Annotated in this window: 12 protein-coding genes and 1 tRNA gene; 3 read left to right on the forward strand and 10 right to left on the reverse strand. The window is 71.5% G+C overall.

All coding sequences use genetic code 11. The features are described from left to right. The first annotated feature begins 32 nt into the window (after positions 1 to 32). Positions 33 to 956: a proteasome assembly chaperone family protein gene (locus ACL00U_RS09080; RefSeq protein WP_017887306.1), complete on the forward strand. Its 924-nt coding sequence runs from the start codon at positions 33 to 35 to the stop codon at positions 954 to 956. A 395-nt stretch (positions 957 to 1,351) separates the two neighbouring features. Here ACL00U_RS09080 and mshC read toward each other — a convergent pair whose 3' ends face one another. The 3 genes from mshC to ACL00U_RS09095 all read right to left on the reverse strand — a co-directional run bounded on the left by mshC (position 1,352) and on the right by ACL00U_RS09095 (position 4,814). Further along, on the reverse strand, positions 1,352 to 2,596 hold the full coding sequence (gene mshC, locus ACL00U_RS09085) for a cysteine--1-D-myo-inosityl 2-amino-2-deoxy-alpha-D-glucopyranoside ligase (RefSeq protein ID WP_056068689.1): 1,245 nt from the start codon (positions 2,594 to 2,596) through the stop codon (positions 1,352 to 1,354). Beyond that, the gene (locus tag ACL00U_RS09090; protein ID WP_017887304.1) at positions 2,593 to 3,423 is read right to left on the reverse strand and encodes an undecaprenyl-diphosphate phosphatase; all 831 of its coding nucleotides are present in this window, start codon (positions 3,421 to 3,423) and stop codon (positions 2,593 to 2,595) included. The genes mshC and ACL00U_RS09090 overlap by 4 nt, the downstream gene beginning before the upstream one ends. Positions 3,424 to 3,485: 62 nt before the next feature. After that, positions 3,486 to 4,814 carry a M20/M25/M40 family metallo-hydrolase gene (locus tag ACL00U_RS09095; protein WP_071251615.1) on the reverse strand — a complete coding sequence of 443 codons (1,329 nt, stop codon included), beginning with the start codon at positions 4,812 to 4,814 and terminating at the stop codon, positions 3,486 to 3,488. Positions 4,815 to 4,975: 161 nt separating this feature from the next. On the opposite strand from ACL00U_RS09095, the gene ACL00U_RS09100 reads away from it, so the two are divergent. Continuing rightward, a tRNA-Leu gene (locus tag ACL00U_RS09100) sits at positions 4,976 to 5,061 on the forward strand. 269 nt (positions 5,062 to 5,330) lie between these two features. Here the strand turns inward: ACL00U_RS09100 and ACL00U_RS09105 are convergent. The 5 genes from ACL00U_RS09105 to ACL00U_RS09125 form a co-directional block, all read right to left on the reverse strand. After that, positions 5,331 to 6,659, reverse strand: a complete 1,329-nt coding sequence (locus ACL00U_RS09105) for an NAD(P)/FAD-dependent oxidoreductase (protein ID WP_412873315.1) — start codon at positions 6,657 to 6,659, stop codon at positions 5,331 to 5,333. Positions 6,660 to 6,691: 32 nt separating this feature from the next. Beyond that, positions 6,692 to 6,901 (reverse strand): hypothetical protein, encoded by a 210-nt coding sequence (locus tag ACL00U_RS09110; protein ID WP_214519677.1) that lies wholly within the window; start codon positions 6,899 to 6,901, stop codon positions 6,692 to 6,694. A 7-nt stretch (positions 6,902 to 6,908) separates the two neighbouring features. Further along, positions 6,909 to 8,699: a DEAD/DEAH box helicase gene (locus ACL00U_RS09115; RefSeq protein WP_042540322.1), complete on the reverse strand. Its 1,791-nt coding sequence runs from the start codon at positions 8,697 to 8,699 to the stop codon at positions 6,909 to 6,911. A gap of 173 nt (positions 8,700 to 8,872) precedes the next feature. Continuing rightward, positions 8,873 to 10,117 carry a DNA polymerase IV gene (gene dinB / locus ACL00U_RS09120; protein ID WP_071251616.1) on the reverse strand — a complete coding sequence of 415 codons (1,245 nt, stop codon included), beginning with the start codon at positions 10,115 to 10,117 and terminating at the stop codon, positions 8,873 to 8,875. 485 nt (positions 10,118 to 10,602) lie between these two features. Next, positions 10,603 to 11,766: an acyl-CoA dehydrogenase family protein gene (locus tag ACL00U_RS09125; protein ID WP_017887297.1), complete on the reverse strand. Its 1,164-nt coding sequence runs from the start codon at positions 11,764 to 11,766 to the stop codon at positions 10,603 to 10,605. 23 nt (positions 11,767 to 11,789) lie between these two features. Here ACL00U_RS09125 and ACL00U_RS09130 point away from each other — a divergent pair, with 23 nt between their 5' ends. Next, positions 11,790 to 12,584: an SGNH/GDSL hydrolase family protein gene (locus ACL00U_RS09130; protein WP_017887296.1), complete on the forward strand. Its 795-nt coding sequence runs from the start codon at positions 11,790 to 11,792 to the stop codon at positions 12,582 to 12,584. Positions 12,585 to 12,738: 154 nt separating this feature from the next. On the opposite strand, the gene ACL00U_RS09135 is transcribed toward ACL00U_RS09130, so the two are convergent. Both ACL00U_RS09135 and ACL00U_RS09140 read right to left on the reverse strand, forming a co-directional pair. Continuing rightward, a complete protein-coding gene (locus ACL00U_RS09135; protein ID WP_031259803.1) occupies positions 12,739 to 14,112 on the reverse strand; it encodes a serine hydrolase domain-containing protein in 1,374 nt (457 codons plus the stop codon). A gap of 42 nt (positions 14,113 to 14,154) precedes the next feature. Next, the gene (locus tag ACL00U_RS09140; RefSeq protein ID WP_162243000.1) at positions 14,155 to 15,387 is read right to left on the reverse strand and encodes a D-alanyl-D-alanine carboxypeptidase family protein; all 1,233 of its coding nucleotides are present in this window, start codon (positions 15,385 to 15,387) and stop codon (positions 14,155 to 14,157) included. Positions 15,388 to 15,392 lie beyond the last annotated feature (5 nt).

Raw genomic sequence — 15,392 nt, forward strand, 5'->3', positions numbered from 1 at the left:
CCGCTCCGCTCCACCACCAGGAGGTCCGCTCCGTGCCACAGCACTCCCCCTTCAGCGACGGCCGCTTGCTCGTCGTCGCCTTCGAGGGCTGGAACGACGCCGGCGAGGCCGCGAGCGGTCTGGCGCGTCGCATCGTCGAGTCGCTCGGCCTCGACGAACTCCGCGAGCTCGACGGCGAGCGGTACGTCGACTACCAGTTCAACCGGCCCACCGTCGGCACCGACGACGACGGCAACCGCGGCGTGCAGTGGCCCCGGATCGTGCTGCACGGCCCCGGAGCCGAAGGGCGTCCGGTCATCGGCGCCACCGGCTCCCCCACCGACCGCGACGTGTTCGTGCTGGTCGGCCCCGAGCCCTCGCGCACCTGGCGTGGCTTCTGCTCGGAGATCATCGACCTGGCGGACGTCTACTCGATCGACGCCGTCGTCTTCGTCGGCGCCATGCTCGCCGACGTCCCGCACACCCGACCGATCTCGGTCTTTGTGTCGAGTGAGAACGCCGGCGTCCGCGCTGCCTTCGACGTCGACAAGTCCTCGTACGAGGGGCCGACCGGCATCCTCGGTGTCCTCGCCGACGCGATGGACAAGGCGGGGCTGACCACGCTCTCGCTCTGGGCGTCCGTGCCGCACTACGTGCACAACTCCCCCTCGCCGAAGGCCACGCTCTCGCTGCTCGACAAGATCGAGGAGCTCACGGACGTCACGGTGCCCCGCGGGTCGCTGCTCGACGACGCCACCGAGTGGGAGGAGGGCATCGACGCCCTCGCCGCCGACGACGAGGACATGGCGTCGTACATCGGGCAGCTCGAGCAGGCACGCGACACCGTCGACTCCCCCGAGGCCTCCGGCGACGCCATCGCGCAGGAGTTCGAGCAGTACCTCCGTCGCCGGGAGCGCAAGGACGGCAAGGACGGCGGCACCGCCGGTGGTGAGGGGCCCTGGCGACCCCAGCAGTAGCCGTCACCCGCTGACGGACAGGAGGCACGGTGCCGGCTGGCACCGTGCCTCCTGTCCGTCGTGGGGTGTGCGGTCACGACACGCCGCTCGCGTCCGCCGGGTGGTCGCGAACTGTCGGCTGCGGCCCGCCTGGGGGACGGTTCCTGACCCCTCGGCGGCGCGCACGCGACGCGTCGCGACCACTCCGCGGACGGGAGGCACGGGGCTGACCCGCCACGAGCCTCCCGTCCGGCGGCCGCGAACGGTCACGACACACCACTCACCTCCGGCGACTGGTCGCGAACTGTCGGCTGCGGCCCGCCTCGGCGACGGTTCCTGACCCCTCGGCGGCGCGCACGCGACGCGTCGCGTCGCGACCACGCGCCGCAGGCCGACGGCCGGCCAGACGACCGAGCTCAGGCCAGGCGGATGCCGAGCAGCGCGTCGATCAGGTCGACGAGCTCGGGAGTGCACGCCGTGCCGCCCGCGATCGCCGTGTCCACCGCTGCGACCGCCCCCGGCGTGTCGAGGTCGTCCGACACCCGCGCACGGATGCGCGTGGCGACGTCGGCCGCGTCGTCGGCGTGCCCGGCCGAGGCGCCGGAGGCCCAGGCGTCCCAGCCCGCGAGCCGCGTCTCGGCACTCGTCAGCTCGGTGGCGAACCACTCCCAGTCGTCGGAGTACTTGTGCGACAGCAGCGCCAGCCGGATCGCCCGGGGGTCGGCGCCGTCGTCGAGCAGGCCACGCACGGTGACCAGGTTGCCGAGCGACTTCGAGATCTTCGTGCCCTGGTAGGCGATCATCCCCGTGTGCACGAACGCGTTCGCGAGGGGCTGGTGGGCGAGGGCCGCAGCGTGCCCGGCACTCATCTCGTGGTGCGGGAACACGAGGTCGCTCCCGCCGCCCTGCACGCTGATCGGCAGCCCGAGGCGGTCGCCGGCGATGACGCTGCACTCGATGTGCCAGCCGGGGCGTCCGGGGCCGATCTCGGTGTCCCAGGCCGGCTCGCCGTCCCGCGCGGCGCGCCACAGCAACGGGTCGAGCGGGTCGCGCTTGCCCGGACGGTCGGGGTCACCGCCGCGTTCGGCGGCGAGGGTCAGCATGGTCTCGCGGTCGAGGCCGCTCTCGTCGCCGAGGGTCCACGCGTCGGTGGGCCGGCTGACGTCGAAGTACAGGTCGTCGCCCTCGGCGTCGTCGGTCGGGACCTCGTACGCGTAGCCGGTCTCCTGCAGGAACGACACGGCCTCGGCGACCCGCTCGACCTCGTCGGTCACGGCCACGAAGTCGTCCGGCGGCAGGATCCGCAGCGACTCCATGTCGCGACGGAACAGGTCGACCTGGGACGCAGCGAGCTCGCGCCAGTCGACACCGTCGCGAGCGGCGCGCTCGAGCAGCGGGTCGTCGACGTCGGTGACGTTCTGCGCGTACTCGACGTCGAGTCCGGCGTCGCGCCAGGCGCGGCCGAGGGTGTCGAACGCCAGGTACGTCGCCGCGTGACCGAGGTGCGTGGCGTCGTACGGTGTGATGCCGCAGACGTACAGCGCGGCACGGTCCTCGTCGCGGGCGGGGTCCACCGGCTTGCCCGTGGCGGTGTCGTGGACGACCGGTCTGGGCGCGGCGCCGGGGACGTCGGGGACGGATGGGGCCTGCCAGGCCCTCACGGCTGGATCACTCCGAGCGACAACAACACGATGAGCACGATACCGAGTGCGATCCGGTAAACGACGAAGGGCATGAAGCTGCGCTTGCTGATGTAGTTCATGAACGCTGCGATCACGACGAACCCGACCACGAACGCGACGACCGTGGCGATGAGCGTGTCGGCGAGTCCGAACGGCGATCCGTGGTCACCGAGGCTCGTCGCGGCCTCGTAGAACCCGGACAGGAACACCGCCGGGATCGCCAGCAGGAACGCGAACCGAGCGGCCGCCGGACGGGTGTAGCCGAGGGCGAGCCCCATCGACACCGTCGCACCGGAACGGGACACCCCGGGCACCAGGGCGAGCATCTGCGCCAGGCCGATGAGCAGACCGCCGCGGAACGTCATCTGCTCGATCCGGCGCTCCTTGCGGCCGACCCGGTCGAGCACCCCGAGGACGACACCGAACACGATGAGGACGATCGCGACGATCCAGAGCGACCGGAACGTCGTCTCGATGGAGTCCTTGAGCAGGAGCCCGGCGACCCCGATCGGGATCGTTCCGAGGATCACCAGCCAGCCGACGCGGACGTCGGGGTCGCCCTTCGGCACGTCACGCTTGACCACCGACCGGAACCACCGCCCGATGATCCGGGTGATGTCCTTCCAGAAGTAGATGAGCACCGCGGTCTCGGTGCCGAGCTGCGTCACGGCGGTGAAGGCCGCACCCGGGTCCTTCGCGTCGGGCAGGAACAGCCCGACGATGCGCAGGTGCGCGCTGGAGGACACGGGCAGGAACTCGGTGAGCCCCTGGACGAAGCCGAGGAAGATCGCCTCGAGGATGTGCATCGCACGGGCCTTTCGGGGGGAGGTCGGTCAGGGCACCGCCACGACGGCGACCACGAACAATATCAGTACGTCGCGAGCAGGTCGCCCAGCACCCGCCGGCCGAACGCGAGCGAGTCGAGCGGCACCCGCTCGTCGACCCCGTGGAACATCGCCGGGAAGTCCACACCGGCGGGCAGCTGCAACGGCACGAACCCGTACCCGGCGATGCCGAGCGTCGAGAGCGCCTTGTTGTCGGTGCCGCCGGACAGCAGGTACGGCAGGACCGGGGCTCCCGGGTCGTGCCGCCCCAGGACATCGCGGACCGCGTCGACCAGGGGGCCGCCGAAGTCCTGCTCGAGGCCGATGTCGCGGAACGACATGACCACCTCGACCTCGGGTCCGGCGAGCTCCCGCACCCGTTCCAGCACGGACTCCTCATCGCCCGGCAGGCAACGGATGTCGACCAGCGCCTCGGCGGTGTCGGGGATGACGTTGTGCTTGTAGCCCGCGGTCAGCACGGTCGGGTTCGACGTGGTGTGCAGCGCGGCGTGGATGAACCGCGACGCCGACCCGGTGGCCAGCGCGACCTCGTCCGGACCGGTCACCGTCGGGTCGACGCCGAGGAACCGCGCCACCTCGGCGACCATCGCGTCCGTCGTCGCCGAGAGCCGGACCGGCCACTCCTCGCTGCCGATCCGCGCGACCGCCGCCGCGAGCTTCGTGACGGCGTTGTCGCGGATCACGTGCGAGCCGTGCGCCGCAGTGCCCCGCGCGACGAGCTTCACCCACATCAGCGCCTTCTCACCGGTCTGCAGCAGGTAGGCGCGACGGTCACCGAGCGTGATCGAGTACCCGCCGACCTCGCTGATCGCCGCCGACGCTCCCGCGAAGACCTCCGGATGCTGGTCGACCACGTGGTGCGAACCCAGGACTCCCCCGGCCTCTTCGTCGGCGAAGTACGCGATGACCAGGTCACGCTCGGGCGCACCGTGCTGCTCGATGACGTCGGCCAGCGACGTCAGCATCATCGCGTCCATGTTCTTCATGTCCACGGCACCGCGGCCCCACAGCGAACCGTCCTTGACGACGCCGCCGAACGGGTCGACCGACCAGTTCGCCGGATCCGCCGGCACCACGTCGAGGTGCCCGTGCACCACGAGCGCCGGCTTGTCACGGTTCCGCCCGGGGACACGCGCAACCACGCTCACCCGGTCCGGCTCCGACTCGAACAACTGCGGCTCGAGACCCAGCGCTCGGAGCCTGTCCTCGACGTAGTGGGCCGCCTCGGCCTCGCCGCGCGACTTCCCCTCGCCCCAGTTCGTCGTGTCGATGCGGATGAGGTCGCGGGCGATCGCCGCGGTCGCCTCGAGCTCGGACACGGACTGGTGCTCGGACGGCTCCGGGTTCGTCATGGCTCCACGGTATCGGTCGACACCGACCCCGACGCCGGGACGGCACACCGAGGACTCGCCCGGGATGCGCTCCCGTGTTCATCGCGCGTTCAGACCCGTGCTAGTGTCTTCTCTCGGCAGGAACGCCGGGTTCGCCCCGGGAAACAGACACCAGACACCCTGTCCGGGTGGCGGAATTGGTAGACGCGCTAGCTTGAGGTGCTAGTGCCCGTATTAGGGCGTAGGGGTTCAAGTCCCCTCTCGGACACAGGAAATGCGTGCCCCCTGACCTTTCGGTCGGGGGGCATTTTCTGTTGCGTCTTCCCGGCGAGTGCCGCCATCGCTGCGCTCAGGGCGTCCTCCGCGCACACCTCCCCAACCCGTGCGAGGTTCCGCGCTCCGTGCGGCGCTGCAAGCGCGCACCGAACACGCAACACCGCACCAGATCGTGAACACAGCACGGTGCGAACGCAGCACGTACGCACGGGAGGCGCGGTGCCAGCTGGCACCGCGCCTCCCGTGCGTCCGTGGGTGCGTCTAGCTCTTCGACGCCTCGACGAAGTTGCGTCGCGGGTCGGTCTCCTTGATCAGGGAGGTCGCGTCGCGACCGGACACGGCGCCCGTGATCCAGCCGATGATGATGCGCGCCTTCCGGTTCAGGGTCGGCATCGCGTACACGTGGTAGGCGCGGTGCGCGAGCCACGCGAACAGGTTGGTCATCTTGATGCCCTTGATGTTCGCGGCACCCTTGCCCACACCGTACGACGCGACGGTGCCGATGGAGGGGTGGCGGTACTCCTCGAGCGGCTTGCCGGTGATGGTCGCGACGATGTTGTCGGCGGCGACCACGGCCTGACGGACGGCGTTCTGCGCGTTCGGCGGGTAGAACGCCGGCTGCTTGTCGGCGGTCAGGTCGGGCACCTGCGCGACGTCGCCCAGGCCCCAGACGCCCTCGACGACCTGGTGGGTGTCCTCGGCCTCGACCTGGAGCTTCGCGTTCGCGGCGAGGTGGCCCTTCGGCCCGCGCGGCAGGTCGGAGGCGTCGAGGAGCGGGTTCGGCTTGACGCCTGCGGTCCAGACGAGCAGTCCGGTGGCGAACTCGTCGCCGTCGGAGAACTTGACGACACCACCCTCGGCGCTCGGCATGGTGGTCTTCAGGCGGACGTCGATGCCGCGGGCACGGAGCGACTCGAGCGTCCACTTGGACAGCTCCGGGCCGACCTCGGGCGCGACGCGGTCGAGCGCGTCGATGAGCACCCAGCGGGGCTGCTCGCCGGCGAGCGACGGGTAGGTCTTGATGGCGGCCTGCGACACGTCGAACAGCTCACCGATCGCCTCGACGCCGGTGTAGCCACCGCCGACGAACACGCTGGTCAGCAGACGACGGCGCTCGTCCTCGTCCCGCGTGGCAGCAGCCTTCGCGATGTTGTCGAGGAGCTTGGCGCGCACGTAGGCGGCCTCTTCCACGCTCTTGAAGCCGACGCCGTACTCCTCGAGTCCGGGGGTCGGGAACGTGCGGGTGACGGAGCCGAGGGCGACGACGAGCTGGTCGTAGCCGAGGGTGCGGTCGTCGCCGCCGGCGGTCGCGATCGACACGGTCTTGTCGGCCGAGGAGATCGCGGTGACCTTGCCCTGGATCACGCGGGTCTTGCGCAGCGCACGGCGCAGCTCAACGGTGACGTCCTTCGGCGCGATGTGGCCACCGGCGACCTCGGGCAGGAACGGCAGGTACGTGTAGTAGGTGTTCTGGTCCACCAGCGTGATCCGCATGGGCACCGTGGCCGCGTGCTTCTGGAGCTGCTTGACCGTGGCGTAGCCAGCGGAGCCGCCGCCGAGGACGAGGACGTGAGGGGTCGAGTCTGCCATTCCTCCGGTCTACCGGACTTTGGCTTGGCGCGTCATGAGTTCCGCGGCCTGTCGCGGAGCCGCCACCACGCGGTCTCGGCGAGTTCGGGGCCCGTGAACACTCCGTGCGGGGTGCGGCGGGACTCGGTGAGCGAGAAGCGGCGCAGCCGGTAGCCGCCGCCGAAGCGGTCGATGATCGCCTCGGGCGACGCCTCGGGGTCGCGTTTGACGTACCAGGTGCGATCGTCGACCGGATCGATCACGCGGCCGTCACCGACGTCCGCCGATGCGGGAGCGCAGGATGTCGATGCGCTTCTGGATCTGCTCGATGCTCGCCTGTGCCACGGCCGGGCCACCGCTGATGCGCCGGAGTTCGGCGTGGATCGATCCGTGCGGCTCGTTCGAGTGACGGGACCAGATCGACACCAGCCGGGCGAGCTCGGTCCGCTGTTCCTTGATCGTCATGTACATCGGGCGGTCCGGCTCGGGCGCCTTGGGCAGGCCGTCCTTGGCCGTCCGGCCCTTGGACCGCTTGGCCTGGGTCGCCTGCCGGGCGCGCAGGAGGTCGCGCACCTGGTCGGGTTCGAGGAGCCCCGGGATGCCGATGAAGTCGAGCTCTTCGAGGGAACCGACCTCGCCGCCGGTACCGAACTCGCCGCCGTCGTAGAGGACGCGGTCGAAGGACGCCTGCGAGTCGAGCGCCTCGAACGGCTGGACCTCGAGCAGGCTCTCGGACGCACGGTCTTCCTTGTTGGCCTCGGCGACCATGGCGTCTTCGGGGTTGTACATCCCGTCGTCGGCGTCCTTCGGGCGGTCGAGGGCGTGGTCGCGCTCGAGCTCGAGGGTGGCGGCGAGGGCCATCAGGCCGGGGACGCTCGGCAGGAAGACACTCGCGGTCTCACCACGACGACGGGCACGGACGAAGCGGCCGATGACCTGTGCGAAGAACAGCGGCGTGCTCGCGCTCGTGGCGTAGACGCCGACGCAGAGCCGTGGGACGTCGACGCCTTCGGAGACCATGCGGACGGCGACCATCCAGCGCGAGGTGTCCTCGGCGAAGGCGCTGATGCGGCTCGACCCCGCGGCTTCGTCGGACAGCACCACGGTCGGGCGCTCCCCCGTGATCTGCTGCAGGATCCGGGCGTAGGCGCGGGCCGTGGTGGTGTCCGTGGCGATGACCAGACCGCCGGCGTCGGGCACACCACGGCGGACCTCGGTCAGGCGCTTGTCGGCGGCGGAGAGCACGGCCGGCATCCACTCGCCCTCGGGCGACAGTGCGGTGCGCCAGGCCTGGGCCGTGATGTCCTTCGTGACCTGCTCACCCAACGAGGCCGACATCTCGTCGCCCATCCGGGTCTTCCAGCGCATCTGGCCGGCGTAGGCCATGAACAGCACCGGGCGGACGACGCCGTCCTTGAGTGCGCGGCCGTAGCCGTAGTTGTAGTCGGAGATCGAGGTGCGGATGCCCTGCTCGTCGGGGGCGTACTGCACGAACGGGATCGGTGCGGTGTCGGACCGGAACGGGGTCCCCGACAGCGAGAGCCGTCGGGTGGCACCGGAGAACGCTTCCCTGATGCCGTCGCCCCACGTCAGGGCGTCGCCGCCGTGGTGGACCTCGTCGAGGACGACCAGGGTGCGCCCGCCCTCGGTGATGCGCTTGTGCACTTCGGGGTTCATGCCGACCTGGGCGTAGGTGATCGCGACGCCCTGGTAGTGCCGGCCGAACATGCCGTCGCCGTTCTTGAACATCGGGTCGATCCGGATGCCCACGCGGTCGGCGGAGTCGGCCCACTGGCGCTTCAGGTGCTCGGTCGGTGCGACGACGACGATGCGGTCGACGGTGCCGCGGGCCAGGAGCTCGGTCGCCAGTCGGAGCGCGAAGGTGGTCTTGCCGGCACCCGGGGTCGCTGCCGTCAGGAAGTCGCGGGGTTCCTTCTCGAAGTACTTCGTGAGCGCTTCGATCTGCCAGGCACGGAGCTTCGATGCCGTGCCCCACGCGGCCCGGTCCGGGAACGCCGGCGACAGGTGCTGGACCGCCGAGTTGCCGGCCGCTTCGGCCAGGGCCGCGGCGTCGGCTTCGTCACGGGCGGCGTCACCGTCGGCCTGCGCCGTGTCGAGCGTCGGCGATGTGCCGCCGGCGCCGGACTGGTCGTCACCCGACTCCGCCCACAGCGTGGCGGGCTGCTGGTCTTCGTACTCCGCTGCGCTCACTGAACCCGATTCTACCGCCACCGTCAGTCCTGCCGAGCGTGCGGGACGCCCCCGTCAGGGGTCCGACGGACCAGGGATGCCGGTCGCAGGACGCCGGCGCCGAAGCGAGCGGCGACCGCGTCCACGGTGGTCTCGGTGTCACGCCACGGCGCGTCGTCGTCCCACAGGGCGTTGCTGGCAGCCGTGGGCACGAGGTTCTCGCCGCGCACGCCGATCAGCCGGATCTGGTTGCCGGGTCGGTGCAGCACGTCGTACAGCTCGACGGCTTCGCGGTGCAGGCGCTTCGCGACGTCGGTCGGTTCCGCCAAGGTGCGCGACCGGGTCAGCGTGGTGAAGTCGGTGTAGCGGACCTTGAGCGCCACCGTCCGGGCCTGCACGTCGGCCTGGCGCAGGCGGACCGCGACCTTGTCGGCCAGGCGGAGGAGTTCGCGAGCGACGTCGTCGCGCTCGGTCAGGTCGCGGCCGAAGGTGACCTCGTGCCCGATCGACTTCTCGCCGACGCCGGTGTCGACCACGCGCGGGTCGCGACCCCAGGACAGGTCGTGCAGCCGCTGCCCGCCAGCCGGGCCGAGTGCCGAGACGAGCGAGCCGAGCGGGGTGTTCGCCAGGTCGCCGACGGTGCGGATGCCCCGGCGTTCGAGCGTCTCCTGCGTCTTGCCGCCCACGCCCCAGAGCGCGGAGACCGGCTGCGGGTGCAGGAACGCCACGGTGTCCGCTTCGGGCACGACGAGGAGGCCGTCCGGCTTCGACCGGCTGGAGGCGAGCTTCGCCACGAACTTGGTCGATGCCGCACCGACCGAGCAGTGCAGCCCGGTCTCGGCGAAGACCGTGCGGCGGATCGCCTGGCCGATCTGCCACGGCGTGCCGTAGAGCCGGAGCGCGCCGGCGACGTCGAGGAACGCCTCGTCGATGCCGAGCCGCTCGACCCGCGGGGTGAACCGGTCGAAGATCGCCATCACCGCCGCGGACTTCGCCCGGTACTTCTCGAAGTGCGGTTCGACGATCACGGCGTTCGGGCAGCGGCGTTTGGCGACGGCCATCGGCATGGCGGAGTTCACGCCGTACCGACGGGCTTCGTAGGTGGCCGCCGTGACGACGGAGCGGTCGGAGTCGTGGCCCACGATGACCGGCAGGCCCTGCAGGTCGGGGCGGTCGAGCAGTTCGACGGAGGCGAAGAAGGCGTCCATGTCGACGTGCAGCACGGTCGCCGAGACGTCGTCCACCGGTGCGTCGGAGACGAGGCGGTTCCGTCCGTCCTGCTTGCTCACACCGAGATGATGCCAGGCGCCACCGACATCGCCGTGCCGGGCGTGCCGACGGCCGCACGGTGCGAGGTTCGTCCCGTCGTGCGCGGTTGCTCGCCCGTCATCGCACCGTGCGCCCTTCGCAACTCGGTGCCGGGTTGGTTGCACGGTGCGACGCCACAAGGCAGCACCGAGCGGCCAACCCCGCACCCGCCGACGGACCCCGCACGGTGCGCCGCCACGCCATCGCCCGCGGCACCGCGCGCCCTTCGCAACTCGGTGCCGGGTTGGTCGCACGGTGCGGCGCCGCAAGGCAACACCGATCGGCCAACCTCGCACCGGCCGACGGACCCCGCACCGAGCGCCGCCACGCCAACCCCGCACCCGCCGACGGACCCCGCACGGTGCGCCGCCGCGCCAACCCCGCACCGGCCGACGGACTCGGCACCGAGCGCGGCCACGCCACCCTCGCACCGGAAGCGCACCGGAAGCGCCCCGGAGCGCAGCGCTCAGCCGAGCGGGCCGAGCACCGACGCGGCGATCGTCCGCGCCGCGGAGTCGCGCGACGACGGGTGGTACTGCCCCGCCCGGACGTCACGCGCCAGCCGCGCCAGCTCACTCGACGCCCGGAACGCCGAGCCACCGACGACGCGCATGGCCTCGTCCACGACGTGCTGCGCCGTGTCCACGGCCCGCGCCTTCGTGCCGACGAGCAGCGGGAACCACCGGGCTCCGAGGTCGTCGACCTCGTCGACCGACCGCGCCAACGAGTCGACCTGCAGCGTGATCGCGTCGACCGCGCCGCGCAGGTCCGCGATCGCCCGGCGCACGTCGGGGTCCTCCGACCGCCGAGTGCCGTCGGCCGCGGTGCGGTGCGCCACGGCGGTCGCCGCGAGCGCGACCCCCCGCTCGGCGATCCCGACGTACACCGACGCGATGAGGAGCTCGAACGAGGCGAAGATCCCGAACACGAGCGGGTCCTGGTTCGGCCCGACCGGCAGTGACCGGACGATGCGGCCCGCCGGGACGTGCACGCCGTGCAGGTTCGTGGTGCGGCTCTGCGTCGCGCGCATCCCGAGCGTGTCCCAGTCGTCCAGGTGTTCCACGTCGCCGTCCGACCGCAGCACGAAGCCGTGCACGAGCCGGGGTTCCGCCCCCGAGGTGTCCTTGCCGAAGACGCTCATGACGTCCCACGCCGGAGCGAGGGAGGTGAACACCTTCGTGCCGGTGAACCGGTACCCGCCGTCGCCGTCCGGCTCCGCCGTCGTCGACGAGTCGAACAGCACCGCGTCGTTGCCGGGTTCGCTCACCCCGAAGGCGAGCAGCTGGTCGTCCGCCGCGTGGTCGGTGACGGCCTGGAGGAACGACTCACCTCGCGCACGGACGGCGCGCGCCGCCTGCACCCACACCTGGTGCATGCCGAGGCCGAGCGCCGTCGCCGGCGCGGCCTGGGCGAGGGCGCGCTGCACGCCGGCGGTGGCGCGGAGGCCGAGGCCCGCCCCGCCCTGCTCGACGGGGACACCGATCCGCAGGTAGCCAGCGGCGCGGAGCTCGTCGAGGTCCTCGGTGCAGAACGCGTTCGCGGCGTCGTACCCGGAGGCGCGCCCGGCGATGCGGTCGAGCAGTTCGTCGGGCACCGACCAGCCGACGGCGTCCGTGTTGGCCTTCGTCATGCCACGAGACTAGGGTCCGGGACGTGTCAGATCGTCATCCTTGGACCAGGTACGTCGCGATCGGTGACTCGTTCACCGAGGGGATCGGGGACCCCGACCCGACCGTCCCGGGCGGCAACCGCGGCTGGGCGGACCGCGTCGCCGAGGTGCTGGCACACCAGACGGACGACTTCGCGTACGCCAACCTCGCGATCCGCGGGCGGCTGCTCCAGCAGATCATCGACGAGCAGGCCGAGGCCGCCGTCGCCCTGCACCCGGACCTCATCACGGTGTCGGCCGGCGGCAACGACATCATCCGCCCGGGCTCGGACCCGGACGAGCTCGCCGAACGGGTGGACCGGCTCGTCGCCGACCTGCGCCGCGATGGAGCCACCGTCGTGCTGTTCACCGGCCCGGACGTCGGGATGACCCCGGTGCTCGGGATGGTCCGCGGCAAGACGGCGATCTACAACGAGAACCTGCACGCCATCGCCCTGAAGCACGGTGCCCTGGTGGCCAACATGTGGGCACTCCGCGTGCTCCGGGACCCGCGGATGTGGGCTCCGGACCGGCTGCACCACTCCCCGATGGGCCACTCCACGATCGCCGCCGCGGTGCTCGACGCCCTCGGTGTGCCGCACGGGCTCGAACCGTTCAACCCGGACCCGCTCGAGGCACGGCCGTGGCGCGAGGCCCGCGCCGAGGACCTCGGGTGGGCCAGGGAGTACCTGGTGCCGTGGGTGGTCCGCCGCATCAAGCACACCTCGTCCGGCGACGGGGTGACGGCGAAGCGGCCCGAGCTGCAGATCGTCACCGAGCACCCTTCCGACACCCCGTAGCCGACGACGCCCCTTCGAGTCCGCACGCCTCCGCAGCCGCGCCACACCACGGTCATCGCGCCCCGGCTCACCGGGGCGCGATGACGGCACGGGGGCGCGAACAGCGTCGTGCGCGCCGCGAACGGGGTCGTGCGCACCCCGTCGTCGGCACCGGTCAGTCCGCGGGGCGACGGAGCGTCATCGGACCGTCGTGCAGCGGCTCGGTCTTCCACTTCGCCCCGACCGTGCCCGCGTCGAGGTCGACGCGCAGGTGCAGCAGGTGCGGGGTCTCCAGGAAGCGGACCGCGACGAGCACGGTGCCCTCTGGCTCGGTCGCCGCACTCGCCGCGAGGGCGCCCTCGACGGCCCACCGTCCTTCGCCGAGCGGCACGGACTCCGACCGGCCGTCGTCGGTGATCGTCAGGCGGACACCGTCTGCACCGCGCGCGAACGTGGCGGCATCGAGGATCCCGCCGGGACGCGACCGCAGCTCGACGTCGGCGAGGTGCTCCGGAAGGCGACCACCCTGCACCGGTGGCAGCCCGAGGGAGGCGAGCCGGGCCTCCAGTGCGGTGTCCGCATCCGTGTCGGTCGTGCCGTCGACGGCGGGCAGGAGGTGCTGCCAGGCCGCGTCGAGGACCGCCTGCATGTCGACGGTCTGACCGGTGATCGCGAGCACGACGTCCTGCTCCGGCAGGACGACGCAGAACTGACCGTAGGCGCCGTCGCCGCGGAAACCGTGGCGGGCCATCCAGAACTGGAAGCCGTACCCCTTCGACCAGTCCGGGTTGGCCTCGTCCGGGTTGGCGACCTGCGTGCTCGTGGCCTGTTCGACCCAGTCGGCGTCGAGGATCCGCTCGCCGTCCCAGACGCCGTCCTGCAGGTACAGCTGGCCGAGCTTCGCGACCGCGTCGGTCGTGGCGTAGCACCCGCTGAACCCGAACTCCGCGCCGGTGTCGTCGCGGCGCCACGCGAGGTCGTCGATGCCGAGCGGGTCGAGCAGGTGCGGGCGGAGCCAGGCCACGAGCGACCCGCCGGTCACGCGCCGGACGATGCTCGCGAGCGTGTACGTGCACGGCTGGTTGTACGCGAAGACCGAGCCGGGCTCCTCGTCCGGCGGGAGCAGCAGGAACCCGCGCACCGTGTTCGTCGGATCGAGGGCCTCCGCCCGTTCGAGCGTCTCCTCGCGGTGCCCGCTCGCCATCGCGAGCAGGTGCCGCACCCGCATCCGGCGGCTGCGCTCATCGGTGACGTCGGCGTCGAGCTCCGGGAAGTACGACAGCACGGTCGCGTCGAGGTCGACCAGTCCCTGGCGCACGGCGATGCCGACGGCCGCTGCGGTGAAGCTCTTGCTCAGCGAGTAGAGCAGGTGCACGCGGTCGGCCGAGTACGGCTGCCACCACCCCCCGGCAGCGACCTGGCCGTGCCGGAGCAGCATGAAGCTGTGCGGCTCGACGCCGGGTGTCGACTCGAGGGCGTCGACGAACGCGAGGACTCCGCGGGCGTCGACGTCGAGGGCGGAGGGGGTGGTCCGGGGGAACGTCGTCATCGTCGTCACCCGACCGACTCTACGGTCGGGCACCGACGAGCGTCACGCCCCCTGGAACGGGTTCGTCCAACGCCACCAGACGCCGGGGTCGTCGATCGTCCGCGCGAGCGCGAGCGGCACCGTGACCGGGTCGTGGTCGGAGATGCGGAACCGGACCTGCCCGACCCGCTCGCCCTTCGTGCCGAAGGTCACCCGCTCGAGCGTCGCCTTCGCGGTGACCGTGGTCTTCCCCCACACGAGCACCTCGGCGGCCTTCGTCGTGACCGCGTCCGCCTCGTCCTGCCACGGGGTCGAGAAGGTGCCGAAGGTCTGCCCCTGGTGGGTGAGCGTCACCACCTGGAAGTTGTCCGCGACGGACCGCAGCAACCGCTGCACGTCGTTGTCGAGGGAGTCGTGGTCCACGCCACCGAGCATCACGCCGACGACGGTGACCTGCCTGCCGCCACGCTCGTACGTCGCCGCGAACAGCAGGCAGGCCCCGGCCTCGTCGAGCGTGCCGGTCTTGATCCCCTCGACGCCGTCGAGCCCGAGGAGCTTGTTCGAGTTCTCGATCGCGCCGACCGTCGGGATCGTGACGTCCTGCGTGCCGACGATGTCCTTGACGACCGGGTTCGCGAGCGCCAGCTGCCCGAGCTCGACCAGGTCGGTCGCGGTCGAGGTGTTGTCCGGGTCGAGGCCGGTCGGCTCGTGGATCGTCGTGTCGTCGAGGCCCTGCTCGTCGAGCCACTTCGCGGCCGCTCGCTCGTAGGCGTCGAGGGATCCGAAGGCCCAGATGGCGAGCGCGCCGGCGTAGTTGTTGGCCGACTTCATGAGCATCACCTGGAACGCCTGGTGCTCGGTGAGCTTCAGGCCGGCCGGCATCGGGGCGACCTCGCCGTTCTGCGCCGCGTACTTCGCGTACAGGCCCTCCATCTGCTTCGTGAAGCGGATGGCCGGGCCCGACTGTCCGGGCGCCATCGGCTTCTCGTCGAGCACCACGAGCGCCGTGACGACCTTCGTAATGCTCGCGATGGACCGGGGCTTCGTGTCGCCACTGGTACGCAGGCTCTCGGGGAAGTCAGTCGCTTCGACCGCGGTCGCGCCGTAGCCCGGGAAGCTCAGTGCCGGGGCAGTCGTCCTCGGTGCCGAGTAGGTGGTGGTGCTGGCGCTCGCCGGACCGAACGGCACGACGGCCGCGGCGACGAGGTACCCGGCCACCAGGAGCAGCACGGCGACCACCGAGATCGTGACCGGCCTCCGGACGGCGGAGCGGGGGCGGCGGACGACTCGTGACACGGGAC

Origin of the sequence: Curtobacterium poinsettiae, from assembly GCF_047226435.1 — a bacterium.
GTDB classification, from domain to species: Bacteria; Actinomycetota; Actinomycetes; order Actinomycetales; family Microbacteriaceae; genus Curtobacterium; species Curtobacterium poinsettiae.

Bases quoted from the DNA above. Each gene is read 5' to 3' on its own strand.
- ACL00U_RS09090 (WP_017887304.1), bottom strand. From the start codon at position 3,423: ATGCACATCCTCGAGGCGATCTTCCTCGGCTTCGTCCAGGGGCTCACC.
- ACL00U_RS09095 (WP_071251615.1), bottom strand. From the start codon at position 4,814: ATGACGAACCCGGAGCCGTCCGAGCACCAGTCCGTGTCCGAGCTCGAG.
- ACL00U_RS09105 (WP_412873315.1), bottom strand. From the start codon at position 6,659: ATGGCAGACTCGACCCCTCACGTCCTCGTCCTCGGCGGCGGCTCCGCT.
- ACL00U_RS09125 (WP_017887297.1), bottom strand. From the start codon at position 11,766: ATGACGAAGGCCAACACGGACGCCGTCGGCTGGTCGGTGCCCGACGAA.
- ACL00U_RS09135 (WP_031259803.1), bottom strand. From the start codon at position 14,112: ATGACGACGTTCCCCCGGACCACCCCCTCCGCCCTCGACGTCGACGCC.